The 15744-nt window shown below is 72.6% G+C and carries 15 protein-coding genes; 5 read left to right on the top strand and 10 right to left on the bottom strand.

Annotated features, from left to right (window positions below; translation table 11 throughout):
- The first annotated feature begins 75 nt into the window (after window positions 1-75).
- On the top strand, window positions 76-555 hold the full coding sequence (gene bfr, locus ACGF12_RS06525; RefSeq protein ID WP_393026388.1) for a bacterioferritin: 480 nt from the start codon (window positions 76-78) through the stop codon (window positions 553-555).
- Here bfr and ACGF12_RS06520 read toward each other — a convergent pair.
- Together ACGF12_RS06520 and ACGF12_RS06515 are read right to left on the bottom strand one after the other, a co-directional pair.
- A complete protein-coding gene (locus tag ACGF12_RS06520) occupies window positions 552-851 on the bottom strand; it encodes a bacterioferritin-associated ferredoxin (protein WP_393026385.1) in 300 nt (99 codons plus the stop codon). The genes bfr and ACGF12_RS06520 overlap by 4 nt on opposite strands.
- 209 nt (window positions 852-1060) lie before the next feature.
- Window positions 1061-2395: a class II 3-deoxy-7-phosphoheptulonate synthase gene (locus ACGF12_RS06515; RefSeq protein ID WP_393026382.1), complete on the bottom strand. Its 1335-nt coding sequence runs from the start codon at window positions 2393-2395 to the stop codon at window positions 1061-1063.
- A gap of 305 nt (window positions 2396-2700) precedes the next feature.
- On the opposite strand from ACGF12_RS06515, the gene ACGF12_RS06510 reads away from it, so the two are divergent.
- Complete coding sequence (locus ACGF12_RS06510) at window positions 2701-4659, top strand: anthranilate synthase family protein (protein ID WP_393026379.1); 1959 nt, start codon at window positions 2701-2703, stop codon at window positions 4657-4659.
- Between the two features lie 42 nt (window positions 4660-4701).
- Here ACGF12_RS06510 and ACGF12_RS06505 read toward each other — a convergent pair whose 3' ends face one another.
- The 3 genes from ACGF12_RS06505 to ACGF12_RS06495 are packed head-to-tail and all read right to left on the bottom strand — an operon-like array spanning window position 4702 to window position 7478.
- A complete protein-coding gene (locus ACGF12_RS06505) occupies window positions 4702-5382 on the bottom strand; it encodes a response regulator (RefSeq protein WP_387623443.1) in 681 nt (226 codons plus the stop codon).
- Window positions 5382-6593, bottom strand: a complete 1212-nt coding sequence (gene macS / locus ACGF12_RS06500) for a MacS family sensor histidine kinase (protein WP_393026376.1) — start codon at window positions 6591-6593, stop codon at window positions 5382-5384. The genes ACGF12_RS06505 and macS overlap by 1 nt, the downstream gene beginning before the upstream one ends.
- Window positions 6594-6650: 57 nt before the next feature.
- On the bottom strand, window positions 6651-7478 hold the full coding sequence (locus ACGF12_RS06495; protein ID WP_393026373.1) for a lysophospholipid acyltransferase family protein: 828 nt from the start codon (window positions 7476-7478) through the stop codon (window positions 6651-6653).
- 175 nt (window positions 7479-7653) lie between these two features.
- Between ACGF12_RS06495 and ACGF12_RS06490 the strand changes: the two genes are divergently transcribed.
- Window positions 7654-8448, top strand: a complete 795-nt coding sequence (locus ACGF12_RS06490) for an alpha/beta hydrolase (protein ID WP_393026370.1) — start codon at window positions 7654-7656, stop codon at window positions 8446-8448.
- A 10-nt stretch (window positions 8449-8458) separates the two neighbouring features.
- On the top strand, window positions 8459-9223 hold the full coding sequence (locus ACGF12_RS06485; RefSeq protein WP_393026367.1) for a hypothetical protein: 765 nt from the start codon (window positions 8459-8461) through the stop codon (window positions 9221-9223).
- Window positions 9224-9227: 4 nt separating this feature from the next.
- Here ACGF12_RS06485 and ACGF12_RS06480 read toward each other — a convergent pair whose 3' ends face one another.
- The 5 genes from ACGF12_RS06480 to ACGF12_RS06460 all read right to left on the bottom strand — a co-directional run bounded on the left by ACGF12_RS06480 (window position 9228) and on the right by ACGF12_RS06460 (window position 13434).
- Window positions 9228-9974 (bottom strand): endonuclease/exonuclease/phosphatase family protein, encoded by a 747-nt coding sequence (locus ACGF12_RS06480; RefSeq protein WP_393026365.1) that lies wholly within the window; start codon window positions 9972-9974, stop codon window positions 9228-9230.
- A 174-nt stretch (window positions 9975-10148) separates the two neighbouring features.
- A complete protein-coding gene (locus ACGF12_RS06475; protein ID WP_393026363.1) occupies window positions 10149-11093 on the bottom strand; it encodes an ROK family glucokinase in 945 nt (314 codons plus the stop codon).
- A gap of 192 nt (window positions 11094-11285) precedes the next feature.
- Window positions 11286-11699, bottom strand: coding sequence for a DUF5304 family protein (locus ACGF12_RS06470; protein WP_393026360.1), 414 nt, complete (start codon window positions 11697-11699; stop codon window positions 11286-11288).
- Between the two features lie 93 nt (window positions 11700-11792).
- Window positions 11793-12965: an ArsA family ATPase gene (locus ACGF12_RS06465; protein ID WP_393026358.1), complete on the bottom strand. Its 1173-nt coding sequence runs from the start codon at window positions 12963-12965 to the stop codon at window positions 11793-11795.
- A 34-nt stretch (window positions 12966-12999) separates the two neighbouring features.
- Window positions 13000-13434 (bottom strand): SRPBCC family protein, encoded by a 435-nt coding sequence (locus tag ACGF12_RS06460; protein ID WP_393026355.1) that lies wholly within the window; start codon window positions 13432-13434, stop codon window positions 13000-13002.
- Window positions 13435-13757: 323 nt separating this feature from the next.
- Between ACGF12_RS06460 and ACGF12_RS06455 the strand changes: the two genes are divergently transcribed.
- Window positions 13758-15551, top strand: a complete 1794-nt coding sequence (locus ACGF12_RS06455) for an AMP-dependent synthetase/ligase (protein ID WP_393026352.1) — start codon at window positions 13758-13760, stop codon at window positions 15549-15551.
- Window positions 15552-15744 lie beyond the last annotated feature (193 nt).

Raw genomic sequence — 15744 nt, 5'->3', positions numbered from 1 at the left:
GAATTTCCTCCCAATACGGTGCCAGGATGCGCAGCGCAGGACTCACCGCAGGACGTAGCGCAGGGAGGCAGCACCATGCAGGGCGACCCGGAGGTCATCGAGTTCCTCAACGAGCAGCTCACGGCCGAGCTCACCGCGATCAACCAGTACTTCCTGCACGCCAAGATGCAGGAGAACTTCGGGTGGACGAAGCTCGCCAAGTACACCCGGCACGAGTCGTTCGACGAGATGAAGCACGCCGAGACGCTCACCGACCGGATCCTGTTCCTGGAGGGACTGCCCAACTACCAGCGGCTGTTCCACGTCCGGATCGGCCAGACGGTCAAGGAGATGTTCGAGGCCGACCGCCAGATCGAGGTCGAGGCGATCGACCGGCTCAAGCGCGGGATCCTGGTGATGCGGGCCAAGAACGACGTCACCTCGGCGAACATCTTCGAGGACATCCTGGCGGACGAGGAGCACCACATCGACTACCTCGACACCCAGCTGGAGCTGCTGGAGAAACTCGGCGAGGCGCTCTACATCGCCCAGGTGATCGAGCAGCCGGAGTCCTAGGCCACCCGCAGCGGGACCACCGGGGCGATCGGGGCCGCCGGAACCGGCTTCGGGGCGGCCGGCGCGGGAACGTCCTGGACCTCCGCGTCGGCGAGGCCGAGCTTCGCGGCCAGCCGGGCGGTCGGGCAGGGCCGGGCGCCGTGCTCACCGAGCAGCGCCTGGATGCGGCGGACGCAGGACCCGCAGTCCGTGCCCGCCTTGCAGCCCTTCGCTATCTGGCGCGGGGTGCCGGCACCCCCGTCGATCGCCTTCTTCACCTGGTCCTCGGTGACCGCATGGCACATGCACACGTACATCGCGGTCTCTCCCGGGGTGAAGCGCGGCCGAAGCACACAGAGTGGATCTTGACTAAGGCTCGCCTTAGTTCACTAAGCCTCACCTTACCTGGGGATCCGGGTACGAAGAAGCCCCTCCGGGCTCGGAAATCCCGAATCCGGAGGGGCCTTCGTCACAGTTGTTCGCCCGCTCGCCTCCAGGAGGCGCCTCGGGGCGGCAGCCCCACTCGCTACTGGCCGCGGTACATCTCCGCCACCAGGAACGCCAGGTCCAGCGACTGGCTGCGGTTGAGCCGCGGGTCGCAGGCCGTCTCGTAGCGCTGGTGCAGGTCGTCCACCAGGACCTCGTCGCCGCCGCCGACGCACTCCGTGACGTCGTCGCCGGTCAGCTCCACGTGGATGCCGCCCGGGTGGGTGCCGAGGGCGCGGTGCACCTCGAAGAAGCCCTTGACCTCGTCCAGCACGTCGTCGAAGCGGCGGGTCTTGTGACCGCTGGACGCCTCGAAGGTGTTGCCGTGCATCGGGTCGCAGATCCACACCGGCTGGGCGCCGGAGGCGGTGACCTTCTCCAGCAGGGTGGGCAGGTGGTCGCGGACCTTGCCCGCGCCCATCCGGGTGATGAAGGTGAGGCGGCCGGGCTCGCGCTCCGGGTCCAGCTTCTCGATCAGGGTGAGCGCCTCGTCCACCGAGGTGGTCGGGCCCAGCTTGACCCCGATCGGGTTGCGGATCTTGGAGGCGAACTCGATGTGCGCGTGGTCCAGCTGGCGGGTGCGCTCACCGATCCACACCATGTGCCCGGAGACGTCGTACAGCTCGCCGGTGCGCGAGTCCACGCGGGTCAGCGCGGTCTCGTAGTCGAGGATCAGCGCCTCGTGCGAGGAGAAGAACTCGACGGTCTTGAACTCCTCCGGCGCCACACCACAGGCATTCATGAACGCCAGGGCGTTGTCGATCTCCCGGGCGAGCTGCTCGTAGCGCTGGCCGGCCGGCGAGTTGCGCACGAAGTCCTGGTTCCAGGCGTGCACCTGGCGCAGGTCGGCGTAACCACCGGTGGTGAAGGCGCGCACCAGGTTGAGCGTCGCGGCGGAGGCGTTGTACATCCGCTTCAGGCGCTCCGGGTCCGGGATGCGGGACTCGGGGGTGAACTCGAAGCCGTTCACCGAGTCGCCGCGGTAGACCGGCAGGGTCACGCCGTCGCGGGTCTCGGTCGACTTGGAGCGCGGCTTGGAGTACTGACCGGCGATCCGGCCGACCTTCACGACCGGGACCGAGGCCGCGTACGTCAGCACGGCGGCCATCTGCAGCAGGGTCTTCAGCTTGTTACGGATGTGCTCGGCCGAGACGCCGTCGAAGGCCTCGGCGCAGTCGCCGCCCTGAAGGAGGAACGCCTCCCCACGCGCCACGGCAGCGAGCCGGGCGCGCAGCTGGTCACACTCGCCGGCGAAGACGAGGGGCGGATAGGAGGCGAGCTCAGCAAGGGTCTTGCGCAGAGCCTCTTGGTCCGGCCATTCAGGCTGCTGCGCCGCGGGCAGGGACTGCCAGGAGTGGAGATTCGTCACGGTCACAACGCCAAGGCTACGGGGTGACGCGAGCGATTCGTGCCGATTGCCCGAGGGATGAGACATATCTCGGACAAAGCCGTGTGCACCGTCACCCGCTCGGCAGTATCCGATACGCTCGACCCATGTACGCGCCCCACACCCACTCCTGGTGGTGGGCCTCCCCCATGGGTGGCCCACAGATCGCGCGTTCCTAGACGAACACGACGGCCGCCCCTCGGGGCGGCCGTCGACGTCTGAGGCAGAGACGGCCCTCCTGGAGCGGAACCCAGCACCGCCCTCGACGTTCCTCCCGGAAGGAAGCCGTACTCGTGACCACCCCTGCCGAGCTGCTCGCCCGCCTCACCGCCCCCGGCGCGCCCGCCTTCGCCCTGCTGCACCGCCGTACCCCCCGACACGCCCCGGACACCGTCGAGGTGCTGTTGGGCACCGTCGGCAGCTACGACCGCCTCGCCGACCTGCCGGTCCGCGCCGGCATCCCGTCCGCCGGCCCGGTCCACGACCTGCTCGCGCTCGTCCCGTACCGCCAGATCCGCGAGCGCGGCTTCGAGGCGCACGACGACGGCACCCCGCTCCAGGCCCTCTCGGTCACCGAGCAGCACGCCCTGCCGCTGGCCGAGTTCACCGCCGCCCTGCCGCAGCTGCCGGTCTCGCTGACCGGCGGCGCCTTCGACGTGGACGACGCGGAGTACGCGGCCATCGTCCGCCGGGTGATCGAGGACGAGATCGGCAACGGCGAGGGCGCCAACTTCGTGATCCGACGCGACTTCCACGCCACGCTGGACGACTTCTCCCCCGAGCTGGCCCTCTCCCTGTTCCGGCGACTGCTGGACCAGGAGCGCGGCGCGTACTGGACCTTCCTGGTCCACACCGGCGAGCGTCTTGCCGGAGGCGAGCCGGGTCGCTGCCTGGTCGGCGCCTCCCCCGAGGTGCACGTCCGGCAGAGCGGCGGCACCGTCGTGATGAACCCGATCTCCGGCACCTACCGCTATCCGGCCGGCGGCGCCGACCTCGACTCGCTGCTCCAGTTCCTCCACGACCCGAAGGAGTTGGAGGAACTGACCATGGTGGTCGACGAAGAGCTCAAGATGATGTGCACGGTCGGCGACCTCGGCGGCCAGGTGCTCGGGCCCCGGCTCAAGGAGATGTCCCACCTCGCCCACACCGAGTACGAGCTGCGCGGGCAGACCTCGATGGACGTCCGCGAGGTGCTGCGCGAGACGATGTTCGCCGCCACCGTCACCGGCAGCCCGGTGCAGAACGCCACCCGGGTGATCAAGCGCTACGAGCCCGCCGGGCGCGGTTACTACTCCGGCGCGCTCGCCCTGATCGGCCGCTCCGCCAGCGGCGGGCAGCTGCTGGACTCGCCGATCTGCATCCGTACCGCCGACATCGACCCGGCCACCGGGCAGCTGGTCGTCCGGGTCGGCGCCACCCTGGTGCGCCGCTCCGTCCCGGAGTCCGAAGTGGCCGAGACCCACGCCAAGGCCGCCGGGGTGCTCACCGCCATCGGTGCCCGGCCCGCCCCCGTCCGGCTGCCCGGCTCCACCGGGCCCCGGCTCGCCGACGACCACCGGGTGCAGGCCGCGCTCGACGCCCGCCGGGCCGACCTCGCCCCGTTCTGGCTGCGGATGCAGTCGCCGTCCGAGGTCACCGAGGCCGAGCCGACCCTGGTCGTGGACGGCGAGGACACCTTCACCTCGATGCTCGCCCACCTGCTGACCTCGCTCGGCCACCGGGTCACCGTGGTCCGCTTCGACGAGCCGGGCCTGCGCGAGCTGGTCGCGGCGCACCGCGGCCCGCTGGTGCTCGGCCCCGGCCCGGGCGACCCGGCGCTCGCCGACGACCCCAAGATGGCGGTACTGCGCCCGATCGTCGCGGACGCCCTGGCCGCCGTCCGCTCCGGCGCCCGCACCGCGCCGCTGCTCGCGGTCTGCCTCAGCCACCAGCTGCTCTCCGCCGAGCTCGGTCTCGCGCTCGGTCGCAAGGCCGTCCCGTACCAGGGCGCGCAGGAGAGCATCGACCTGTTCGGCAGCAAGCGCACGGTCGGCTTCTACAACACCTTCACCGCGCGCTGCTCGGAGGCCGACGCGGCCCGGCTGGCCGCCGAGGGCATCGAGGTCGCCCGGGACGCCGTCACCGGCGACGTCCACGCCCTGCGCGGCCCCGGCTTCGCCGGCCTGCAGTTCCACCCGGAGTCGGTGCTCACCCGGGACGGCGTGGACATCGTGGCGGCCCTGCTGAAGCAGGCGGCGGCCGTAGCGCGCTGAGGAGGTGGAAGGGTCCCGGGCGTGCACCGGCCCGGGACCGCTTCACAGCTCCTCGTCCAGCCCCCGCTCGATCGCGTACCGCACCAGCTCCACCCGGTTGTGCAGCTGCAGCTTCCCCAGCGTGTTCTGCACGTGGTTCTGCACCGTCCGGTGCGACAGCACCAGCCGGTCGGCGATCTGCCGGTAGGACAGCCCCTTGGCCACCAGCCGCAGCACCTCGGTCTCCCGAGCGGTCAGCTGGGGGACGGCGGGCGCCGAGGCCGGGGCCGGCTCGGCGGCCAGCCGACGGAACTCGCCCAGCACCAGACCGGCCAGCCCCGGGGTGAACACCGCGTCTCCGACGGCCGTACGGCGCACCGCGTCCAGCAGTTCGTCCCGCCCGGCCGACTTCACCAGGTACCCGGTCGCGCCGGACTTCACCGCCTCCAGCACGTCCTGGTGCTCACCGCTGGCCGACAGCACCAGCACCCGCGCCGCCGGGTCGTGCGCGACCACCTGACGGCACACCTCGACGCCGGGCAGGCCCGGCAGGTTGAGGTCCAGCACGACGACCTGCGGTGAGCAGGCGCGGGCGCGGCGCACGGCCTCCTCGCCGTCGCCCGCCGTGGCCACCACGTCCAGCCCGGCCTCGGCCAGGTCGCGGGAGACGGCGTCACGCCACATCGGGTGGTCGTCCACCACCATCACCCGCACCGGCCGGTCGGTCGTCGGCTGATCGGTCATCAGAAGCCTTCCCTCGGGACGCGCAGTTCGACCTCGACGCCCTCCCCGGGCGCCGAGTACAGCTCGGCCGTACCGCCGAGGTCCAGCAGCCGGCCGCGGATGGACTGGGAGACGCCGAGCCGCCCGGCTCGCTCCGCCTCGCCGAGTCGGCCGGGGGCGAAGCCGGGCCCTTCGTCGCGGATGCTGACGGTGACGGCCGCCGGCTCGTCCTCCACCAGGATCCAGGCCCGGGTCTGCTCCCCCGCGTGCTTGCGCACGTTGTCCACGGCCGCGCCGACCGCTGCGGCGAGCTCCCGCGCCGCCGGGCCCGGCAGCAGCACCGGGGTGCCGGGGGCGGAGAGCGTGATCCGCTCGTCGGCGTACGGGCGCAGCAGCGCGGTGAGGTCACAGGGCTCGGCGGCGTCGGCCTCCGGCAGGTCCACGGCGCGCTGGGCCGGGAGCGGACCGCCGGTCATCAGCGCCCGCAGCGCACGCTCCTGCTCACCGGCGAGCCGGCCCAGCTCGGCGAAGTCCGCGCCGCCGCCGGTGCCCTCGCCCAGTTCCACGCCCCGGCGCTGGACCAGCGCGAGCACCTGCAGCACGCCGTCGTGGATGTCCCGGGAGAGCCGCTCGCGCTCCCGGGTGGCCGCCTCGACCTGGAGCGCCCGGGCCAGGGTGGCCTCGCTGGCGCGGGCCAACTCGATCACGTACCCGATCGCGATCCCGGCCACCAGCAGCAGCACGATGTTGTGGATGTTGTCGCCGGTCGGACCGCCGTGCCCGAGGATGTTGGCGATCCCGATCACCGAGCCGGCCGCCGCCGACGGACGCCAGCCGCCCTTCGCGGCGCAGCCGAGCACCGAACCGGCGGCCCAGATGGTCGGCAGGGTGAGTGCGCCGTGGCTGATCCGGGCCGGGGCGTCGATCATCCCGCTCATCACGATGCCGGTCACGGCCAGGGCGAGGTCGAAGCCCAGCACGAACCAGGTGCAGCGCTGCGGGTCGGCGAAGGCCCGGGTGCTGGCGAGCGTCCAGAGGGTGAGCGCGCCGAGGAAGATCCAGCCGGAGACCGGGTGCAGGAAGTGCAGGTAGGCGTTGAAGTACCGCAGCAGGGCGTAGCAGAGGGCCAGCACCCGGAAGTAGGAGATCGCCTTCCACAGCGGGAGTTCGACGGACATCCCGCCGGCCGCCACCGTGCCGCCGCGCGCTCCGGCTCTCGCGCCCTCCGCCATTCCCGAGCCCTCCCCTGGACCCGACCGGGTCGGTCGGTCCGACCCGGTCCCCTTCTGCTACGGCTTACCGGTGTTCTCGCCGTCCCCGGCCTCGGCGGCCTTCTCGGCTTCCGCGGCCTTCTCCGCCTCGGCGGCCTCCGCCTTCTCGGCCTTCTCGGCCTTGGCGGCCGCGCGGCGCTCGGCGTCGGCCTTCTTCTTCTCGTCGGCGATCTGCCGCTTGGCGGCGGTCGCGTAGATGTCCACGTACTCCTGGCCGGAGAGCCGCATGATCTCGTACATCACCTCGTCCGTCACCGAACGGAGGATGAAGCGGTCGTTCTCCATGCCGTGGTAGCGGGAGAAGTCCAGCGGACGGCCGATCCGGATGCCCGGGCGGATGCCGAAGTTCGGGACCACCTGGCCGGGCGGCTGCACCTTCTCGGTGTCGATCATGGCGACCGGGATGACCGGCGCGCCGGTGGCCAGCGCGACGCGGGCCAGACCGCCGACCTTGCCGCGGTAGAGCTTGCCGTCGGGCGAGCGGGTGCCCTCGGGGTAGACGCCGAACAGCTCGCCGCGGTCCAGCACCGCGATGGCGCTGCGGATCGCGGCCTCGCCGGCGCCGCGCACGCCCGAGCGGTCCACCGGCAGCTGGCCTACGCCCTTGAAGAAGGCGGCGGTCAGCCGGCCCTTGAGGCCCGGGGTGTTGAAGTACTCGGCCTTCGCGATGAAGGTGACCCGGCGCTTGATCAGCGCGGGGAAGAAGAACGAGTCCGAGAAGGACAGGTGGTTGCTCGCGATGATCGCCGCACCCTCGGTGGGGATGTTCTCCTCACCCTCGATCCACGGCCGGAAGAAGATCCGAAGCAGTGGCGCGACGATCATCTTCATCAGTCGGTAGAACAACCCGGGCCTCCTGTTATGCGGACCGGTCGATCCTAATGCCCCGCGGCCGTCCGTTGTGCCCGGCCCCGCCGTAGGGGGTGTACGTCCCGGCGCAGGGCGTGGGACGATGCGAAAACCCGCAGCTCCCCTCTCCGCGTCCCTCCCCCAGCGCCACCAGCCCGCGAAGGAGTCCGCCATGCCGCTGCTGCCCGGTGCCGAACCGTACCGCCACCGCGGCGGACCGGTGGGAGTGCTGCTGTGCCACGGCTTCACCGGCTCGCCGCAGTCGCTGCGGCCGTGGGCCGAGGAGCTGGCGGCGGCCGGGTACACCGTCTCGCTGCCGCTGCTGCCGGGGCACGGCACCCGGTGGCAGGACATGCAGGTCACCCGGTGGGAGGACTGGTACGCCGAGGTCGAGCGCGAACTGCTGGCCCTGGCCGGGGAGTGCGAGCAGGTCTTCGTCTGCGCGCTGTCGATGGGCGGCGCGCTGGCGCTGCGGCTGGCCGCGCTGCACGGCCCGAAGGTGGCCGGACTGGTCCTGGTCAACCCGTCGGTGCGCTCGGACAACCCCGCGAGTGTGCTGCTTCCGGTGCTCCGGCACCTCGTCCCGAGCCTGCCCGGGATCGTCGACGACATCCAGAAGCCGGACGCGAAGGAGCTCGGCTACGACCGCACCCCGCTGCACGCCGCGTGGTCACTGGCCCGGCTGTGGCAGGAGGTCCAGCGGCGGCTGCCGCAGGTGACCCAGCCGGTGCTGCTCTTCCGCAGTCCGCAGGACCACGTCGTCTCGCCGGCCAACTCGGAACTCGTGCTGGCCCGGATATCCTCGACCGACGTGACGGAGCGGCTGTGCCAGCGCAGCTTCCACGTCGCGACGCTGGACCACGACGCGGCGGAAATATTCTCGGCGAGCCTGGACTTCATCCGACGGCTGGCCCCCGCGCACGCGGCGGGGGCGGGCAGGGCCGAATCCGACGATCACCAGGGCTGAAGGGCCGGAAGTGCACGAGAGCAGCACGGCGGGCGGCGGGGACGAGAAGCCCCGCGAGGACGGCGCGCGGACGGACGGCGCGCCCAAGGACAGCACCGTCCAGGGGGACGGCACCATGGGCGGCCCGACGGGCGGCACGGAGTCGAACGGTACGGAGGCGGGCGCAGCCGCGCCCATCGCAGCCGCCGGGGGCGCCGCCGAACCGGACGCCGCCCCCGCCCCCGCGGAGTCCCGCGCACGCCGCACCCCCGAGCGCAGCCAGGCCGAGCAGGATGCGATCTTCGCCGCGCTGGTGGCCCAGTTCGACGACCCGGTGGACCTCACCAACCCCAACTGGCCGGAGATCGAGAACCTCCGGGCGCAGAACGAGCTCAAGGGCGGCTTCAAGGACGGCGTCGGCCCCAAGGCCGACCCGGACGACCTCTCCGACCTGGCCCCGCAGCCCCGTTCCCGCTCCGGCCGGCCCGTCCTCCCGGCCGCCGCGGCCGGCCCGCGCGACTTCGAGCTGGACGAGGAGACCGACGAGGGCCACTACATCCCGCCGGAGCCCCCGCCGCTGCCCGCCGCCGACGCGACCGCCAAGTTCGCCTGGCTGGCCGTGCTCGGCGGCCCGGCGCTGCTGCTGATCGACGCGGTGGTGTGGCGGGAGATCTCCGGCTGGCCGGCCTGGGTCGGGGTCACCGCCTTCCTCGGCGGCTTCGTCACCCTGGTCGCCCGGATGAAGGACCGCGACGAGGACGAGCCGGAGGACCCGGACCACGGCGCGGTCGTCTGACCTTTCAGCCCTCGGGAAGCTCCAGGAACGCCAGCACCGGCAGGTGGTCGGTCGCGGCCCGCAGGTCGGCCCCGGTGACGCCGGGCAGCCCGTGCGGCACCCCGCAGCCGAGGACGGTGATCCCGGGCGTGGCGAAGACGGCGTCGATCCGCTGGTACGGGTTCTCGGGCACCGAGGTGAACTCCCCGCCCCAGGGCGCGGTCGGGTAGCCGTCCCACAGCCGCGAGGCCAGCAGCCGCCGGCCCGGCCCGTCCGGGTGCTCGTTGAAGTCCCCGGCCACGATGCCCTGTTCGGCGACGGCGAGCTGGTCGAGCAGCAGCTCGAACTGCCCGTACCGCTCCTCGGCGTCCAGGCTGAGGTGGCAGCTGGTGACGGTGAACGGCGCCGCACCGGGCAGCCGCAGCAGCGCGGTGGCGAAGCCGCGCGCGTGCAGGCCGCGGGTCTTGGGCAGCAACCGGTCGTGCACGCCGAGCACCTCCACCGCGCCGGGCCGGCCGAGCAGCAGCGGCCCCGCGGCGGTGCGGCCGCCCCCGGCCAGCACCACCGTCCCGGTGCTCCGGGCCAGCCAGGCGGCCTGCCCCTCGGGCCGCCAGTAGCGCGGCGACTCCTGGATGCAGACCAGGTCGGGCGCGCAGGCCCGGATCACCCGCACCAGTGCCCGCCGGTCGTCGCGCAGCGAGCGGACGTTGTAGCTGAGCAGGCGCAGCCGGCGCGGGCCGGGCGGCGGCGGTTCGACGGGTGCGGTGGTCATGGTCCCCCCTGTGTGCGTGCGTCACCGGGTCCGACCGTACTGCGACGGCGGCGGCGCGTCCGGGATTGGTCGGGGCCCGGTCGCACCGCCGCCGGCGGGCTTGAAAGCTCCCCCTGAGGCTCCTTGGCGAAGGGGGTGCCCCCCTGAGGCTCCTTGGCGAAGGGGGTGTAACAGTCAGGCAGTGCGGGCGAGGTCCGCCGCGCCGACGATGCCGGCCGCGGAGCCCATCGAGGCGAGCACGACCTCGGCGCGCGGGCGGTGCACGCCGCCGGTCAGGTAGTGCTCGAAGGCCTTGGCGACCGGGTCGAGCAGCAGGCGGCCCGAGTCCGAGACGCCACCGCCGAGGACGAAGACGCCCGGGTCGAACAGCGCGGCGAGGTCGGCCATGCCGCGGCCCAGCCAGTCGGCCAGCTCGGCGTAGCACTCCAGGGCGAGCGGGTCGCCCGCCTCGGCGGCCTCGGTGATGTGGATGCCGCGGATGGTCTCGGCGACGCCGTCGTTGAGCTCCAGCATCCGCCGGCCGCGCACCGGGTCGGCCGCCGCCTTCTCCCGGCCGTAGCGGCGCAGCGCGCGCCCGGAGCCGTACTGCTCCCAGCAGCCCTTGCCGCCGCAGCCGCACTGCAGGCCGTCCGGGACCATGTTGAGGTGGCCGATCTCGCCGGCCACGCCGAAGCGGCCGCGGTGCAGTCGGCTGTCCAGGACGATGCCGCCGCCGATTCCGGTGCCGACGGTGATCAGCACCATGTCCTGGTGATCGGCGGCCGCGCCGAAGCGGAACTCGGCCCAGGCGGCGCAGTTGGCGTCGTTCTCGACCACCGTGGACAGGCCGGTGAGCTCCTCGATCCGGCCGCGCAGCGGCTCGTTCTCCCAGTCGATGTTGGGCGCGAAGATCACCGTGGAGCGGTTGCTGTCGACGAAGCCGGGGGCGCCGACGCCGACCGCGGTGACGTCGGGGTGCTGCTCCTTGAGTTCGCGCACGGCCTGCGCGATGGCGTCGACCGCCCACTGCGGGTCGGCCGGGGTGGGCACCCGGGTCCGGGCCAGGATCGCGCCCGCATCGTCGACCACGCCTGCCGCGATCTTGGTCCCGCCGACATCGACGCCGATGGTCAGAGCCATGTGTCCCTCAGCTATTCACTCGTTCCCGCCGGACGGAACGGTACCGCCCAACCCTGCCCCCGTACATAGGCTCGCATACATTATCCGAAGACATTTCTGGGACCGCCGGGCCGCGACGCTTCAAAAGTCGTATCTAATCTCCCCCTTCGTGACGCACGAGAGCACAGCGATCACGCTGCGAAATTCACGGATTCACTGCTTGACGGACGGCCCGTCAGCCCCGTCGGCACCCTCGGCCCCGCCCGGCACGTCGAGGTCGATCTTCTCCACCGACGCCCCGTCCCCCGCCGTCCAGCGCCGCTCGTGCCCGGCCACCGCGGCGCGGTAGGCGGCCAGCAGTTCGGCGCCCGCGGCGGCGATCCCGGAACCGGCGGCGGCGAGGTGGGAGTAGACCTCCGGCTGCTGGGTGCGCAGGCGGTCGGCCAGCCCGGAGAGGGTGATCAGGGTGGTGGCGCTGGTCTCCTGCGCCTTCTCGCCGAGGGCGGTGGCGAACCGGCGCACCTCGTCCACCAGCGGGCCCAGCTCGGGCCCGAAGGGGTGGGACTGCCCGTCGGCCGACTCGCTGCGGTCGGCGCCGGGCTCGGTGCGGTCGTCGGTGCTGGTCATCGCGGGCGCCTCCTCGGCCGTGGCCGCACCCCGCGGCCCTCGGGCCCGACGCTACCGGACGGCCCCGTGCCCGAAGAAAAGCCGGAAGACCCGTCAGCCGTGCGGCCAGAGCGAAGGGTCGGGTGCGAACCGCACCGAGAGCAGCCCCTCGTGCAGCCCGGCCCCGGCCACCGTGCAGCGGCGCAGCGCGGAGGGCAGTGCGAGCACCCGGCGGTGGGCGCCGAGGCCGACCACCAGGTCGTCGCCCCGGCGGACCAGGTCGAGTTCGGCGCGGTCGGCGCCGGGCAGGTCGAGGTGCCAGACCAGCAGCCCCTCCTCGGCGAGCCGGTCCTCGACCGTCCAGGGCACCGGGGCGAGCCGCTCGGGGCCGGGCCCGTCCCCGTACAGGTGGTCGGCGACCGCCTCCAGGGTGCCCTCGGCCTGGCCGGAGACCAGCACCGGGGCGTCGGTGTCGGCGGTGAGCCGGTCCAGCTCCTCCCGGCGGCGGCGGGCCAGTTCGGCCAGCCAGGGGTCGGGCGAGGCGAGGGCGGCCGGCGGCAGGGCGCCGTGCACGACGACGGCGTCCGGCCGGTGCCCGTGCAGCGCGAGCCCGGCCCGGATCCGGCGCAGCTCCCGGTACGGGTGGCCGTCGGCCGGGACGACCAGGCGCACGCTGGTGCCGGGGTCGTCGATCGCGGCGCGGGACTCGGCGAGCAGCGCGGCGGCCTTGGCGCGCCCCCCGTACAGCCACTCGGCGGGCATCGGGACGCCGGCCAGCCCGGCCAGCAGCGGGCGCAGCGCCCGGGCGGCCTGCCGCTGTTCGGGGACCAGCCGGTCCAGGTAGCGGGTCAGCTGCTCGGGCAGGGCGAGGGTGGCGATCAGCTCGGCGGGCGGCGGGGCGAGCACCACCAGGACGTCCTGGTCGGCGGCCGGCAGGGCGCGCAGCAGGGCGAGCCGGGCGATGCCGGGGAGGGCGGTCAGCTCCTCGGGGTCGAGCTGTTCGGCGCCGAGCAGGTCGAGGGCGGGCTTGAGCCGGTCGGTCAGCTCGCCGACGGCGTAGCGGAAGGCGGCCTGCTCGTCGATCCGGGAGACGGTCAGGCCCGGTGCGTAGCGCACCGGTTCGGGTTCCAGGCGGGTGCCGAGGACGGAGTCCAGGGCGCGGTGCGGGTCGTCGGCGGCCAGCAGCCAGGTGCGGTGGCCGCGCCCGGCCGCGTGCAGGGCGGTGGCGGCGGCCACGGTGGGCGCGCCCGCGTCGCCGCTGACCAGGATGGTGCGCGTCGCCGTCATGCCGTCAGCCCCCGTTCCGCCGTGTCAGCCCTCGTCAGCTCTCGACGCGCTTCTTCAGACCGTCCAGCGCGCGGTCGATGATGACCTTCTCGGCCTTGCGCTTGATCATGCCGAGCATCGGGATCTTGACGTCCACGGCGAGCTGGTAGGTGACCTCGGTGCGGCCGCCGGCCAGCGGGGCGAGGGTGTAGGAGCCGTCCAGCGAGCGGAGCATCTGGCTGCGGACGAGGGTCCAGCGGACCTCGCGGTCACCGTCCCAGGTGTAGGCGAGGACGTGCTCGTCGCGGATGGCGCCGGCGTCCAGCAGCAGCCGGACCTCGGCGGCACGGCCGTCCTCGCCGGTCCCCAGGACCTCGACCTCCTTGACCTCACCGGTCCAGGCCGGGTAGGCGGCGAAGTCGGCGATCACGGCCATGACCGTGGCCGGGGTCGCGTCGATGGTGATGCTCGACCTGGTGTGCTCCGCCATGGAATGACCCTCCGTGTCGTCCCTCTGCCTGCCGGTCCGGTCGAGGCCTGCTCGACCCGATCCGCCCGGAGCAGGCTATCGCGACCGGCGATCCACTCGGCCGCACGGGCACCGGCGCCGGGCCGTACGGGCCGGGCGGCGGGGCATGCCATCGACCGGTCACCCGGGCCCTGCCGTAGGGTGCCAGTCGAACGACCCGGTCACCGCCTGGTCCGACCCGGCCGGGTGTGACACTTCGAACACCGGGGCCGCCCCCCTGGTCGAAGCTGCCTACCGGGCAGTAACGTCCTGCCGTCCCGCAGCGTCGCGAACGAGGAGCAGTCTTGCTCGACTTCAGCCTTCCGGCCCTCTATCAGGTACCGAGCGGCGGTAACCTCTCCGACCCTGTGCACCGGAACGCCGAGGAGCACCCGGACGTCGCGGTGCTCAGCCGGAAGGTGGACGGCCACTGGCAGGAGTTGACCGCGGTCCAGTTCCTCGCCGAGGTGCACGCGGCCGCGAAGGGCCTGATCGCCTCGGGCATCGAGCCGGGCGACCGAGTGGGCATCATGTCCCGCACCCGCTACGAGTGGACGCTGCTGGACTTCGCGATCTGGACGGCCGGCGCGATCACCGTGCCGGTGTACGAGACCTCCTCCGCCGAGCAGGTCGAGTGGATCCTCGGCGACTCGGGCGCGGTCGCCGTCCTCACCGAGACCGACCAGCACCGCGAGGTGGTCGAGGAGGTCCGCGACCGGCTGCCGGAGCTGAAGCACCTCTGGCAGATCGAGGGCGGCGCGCTCGCCGCGCTGGCCGAGGCGGGCAAGGACGTCCCGGACGCGACGGTCCAGGAGCGCCGCTCGATCGCCGGCCCCGACTCGGTCGCCACCATCGTCTACACCTCGGGCACCACCGGCCGCCCGAAGGGCTGCCAGCTGACGCACGGCAACTTCCTCGCCGAGTGCGGCAACATCGTCGAGCGGCTGACCCCGCTGTTCGGCACCGGCGACAACTCCATCCTGCTCTTCCTGCCGCTGGCCCACGTGCTCGGCCGGATCGCCGAGATCGCCCCGGCGATGGCCCCGATCAAGCTGGGCCACGTCTCCGACATCAAGGACGTCACCGCCGAGCTGGCCTCCTTCCGGCCGACCCTGATCCTGGGTGTGCCCAGAGTCTTCGAGAAGGTCTACAACACCGCCCGCGCCAAGGCCCAGGCCGACGGCAAGGGCAAGATCTTCGACAAGGCCGCCGAGACCGCTATCGCCTACAGCCGGGCGCTGGACGCCGGCGGCGCGGGCCTGCTCCTGCGGATCAAGCACGCGGTCTTCGACAAGCTGGTCTACAGCAAGCTGCGCGCCGCCCTGGGCGGCCGGGCCACCCACGCCCTGTCCGGCGGCGCCCCGCTCGGCGAGCGGCTGGGCCACTTCTACCGGGGCATCGGCTTCACCGTCCTGGAGGGCTACGGCCTGACCGAGACCTGCGCGGCCACCACCTTCAACCCGTGGGACAAGCCGAAGATCGGTACGGTCGGCCAGCCGGTCCCCGGCGCCTCGGTCCGGATCGGCGAGGACGGCGAGGTCTTCTTCAAGGGCCCGCACGTGTTCACCGGCTACTGGAACAACCCGCAGGCCACCGCCGACACCCTCAAGGACGGCTGGATCGCCACCGGCGACATCGGCTCGCTGGACTCCGAGGGCTACCTGACCATCACCGGCCGCAAGAAGGAGATCATCGTCACCGCGGGTGGCAAGAACGTCGCCCCGGCCGTGATCGAGGACCGGATCCGGGCCCACGCCCTGGTCGGCGAGGTCATGGTGGTCGGCGACCGCAAGCCCTTCATCGCCTGTCTGATCACCGTCGACCCGGACTTCTTCCCCAAGTGGAAGGAGCTCAACGGCAAGCCCGCCACCGCCACCCTCGCCGAGCTCGCCGACGACCCGGACCTGCTGGCCGCCCTGCAGTCCGCGGTGGACGACGGCAACGCGGCCGTCTCGCACGCCGAGGCGGTCAAGAAGTTCCGCCTGCTGGACACCGAGTTCTCCGAGGAGAGCGGCTACCTGACGCCCTCGCTCAAGCTCAAGCGCAACGTCGTACTGAAGGACTTCGCCGCCGAGGTCGAGGCGCTCTACAAGAAGTAAGCACAGCAAGAAATAAGCACAGCGAGAAGTCAGCAGACGCGGCGTGGGCCTCGCCTCCTTCCCGGGAAGGAGGCGAGGCCCTCGTCGCGTCTGCCCGTACTAGCCCCAACGCCGTGTAGATAGAGCCTTGGGCGGTTGCGTCAAGTCGCCTGAAATGGGACGGAGCTCCTGCTAGAACCGTGTCGGCCAAGAT

Source organism: Kitasatospora sp. NPDC048296 (assembly GCF_043201815.1).
Lineage (GTDB): Bacteria > Actinomycetota > Actinomycetes > Streptomycetales > Streptomycetaceae > Kitasatospora.
Note: the sequence above shows the minus strand (reverse complement) of the source record. Positions and strands in the feature narration are given on the sequence as shown.

Bases quoted from the DNA above. Each gene is read 5' to 3' on its own strand.
- bfr (WP_393026388.1), top strand. From the start codon at position 76: ATGCAGGGCGACCCGGAGGTCATCGAGTTCCTCAACGAGCAGCTCACG.
- ACGF12_RS06520 (WP_393026385.1), bottom strand. From the start codon at position 851: ATGTACGTGTGCATGTGCCATGCGGTCACCGAGGACCAGGTGAAGAAG.
- ACGF12_RS06505 (WP_387623443.1), bottom strand. From the start codon at position 5,382: ATGACCGATCAGCCGACGACCGACCGGCCGGTGCGGGTGATGGTGGTG.
- macS (WP_393026376.1), bottom strand. From the start codon at position 6,593: ATGGCGGAGGGCGCGAGAGCCGGAGCGCGCGGCGGCACGGTGGCGGCC.
- ACGF12_RS06490 (WP_393026370.1), top strand. From the start codon at position 7,654: ATGCCGCTGCTGCCCGGTGCCGAACCGTACCGCCACCGCGGCGGACCG.
- ACGF12_RS06480 (WP_393026365.1), bottom strand. From the start codon at position 9,974: ATGACCACCGCACCCGTCGAACCGCCGCCGCCCGGCCCGCGCCGGCTG.
- ACGF12_RS06475 (WP_393026363.1), bottom strand. From the start codon at position 11,093: ATGGCTCTGACCATCGGCGTCGATGTCGGCGGGACCAAGATCGCGGCA.
- ACGF12_RS06470 (WP_393026360.1), bottom strand. From the start codon at position 11,699: ATGACCAGCACCGACGACCGCACCGAGCCCGGCGCCGACCGCAGCGAG.
- ACGF12_RS06465 (WP_393026358.1), bottom strand. From the start codon at position 12,965: ATGACGGCGACGCGCACCATCCTGGTCAGCGGCGACGCGGGCGCGCCC.
- ACGF12_RS06460 (WP_393026355.1), bottom strand. From the start codon at position 13,434: ATGGCGGAGCACACCAGGTCGAGCATCACCATCGACGCGACCCCGGCC.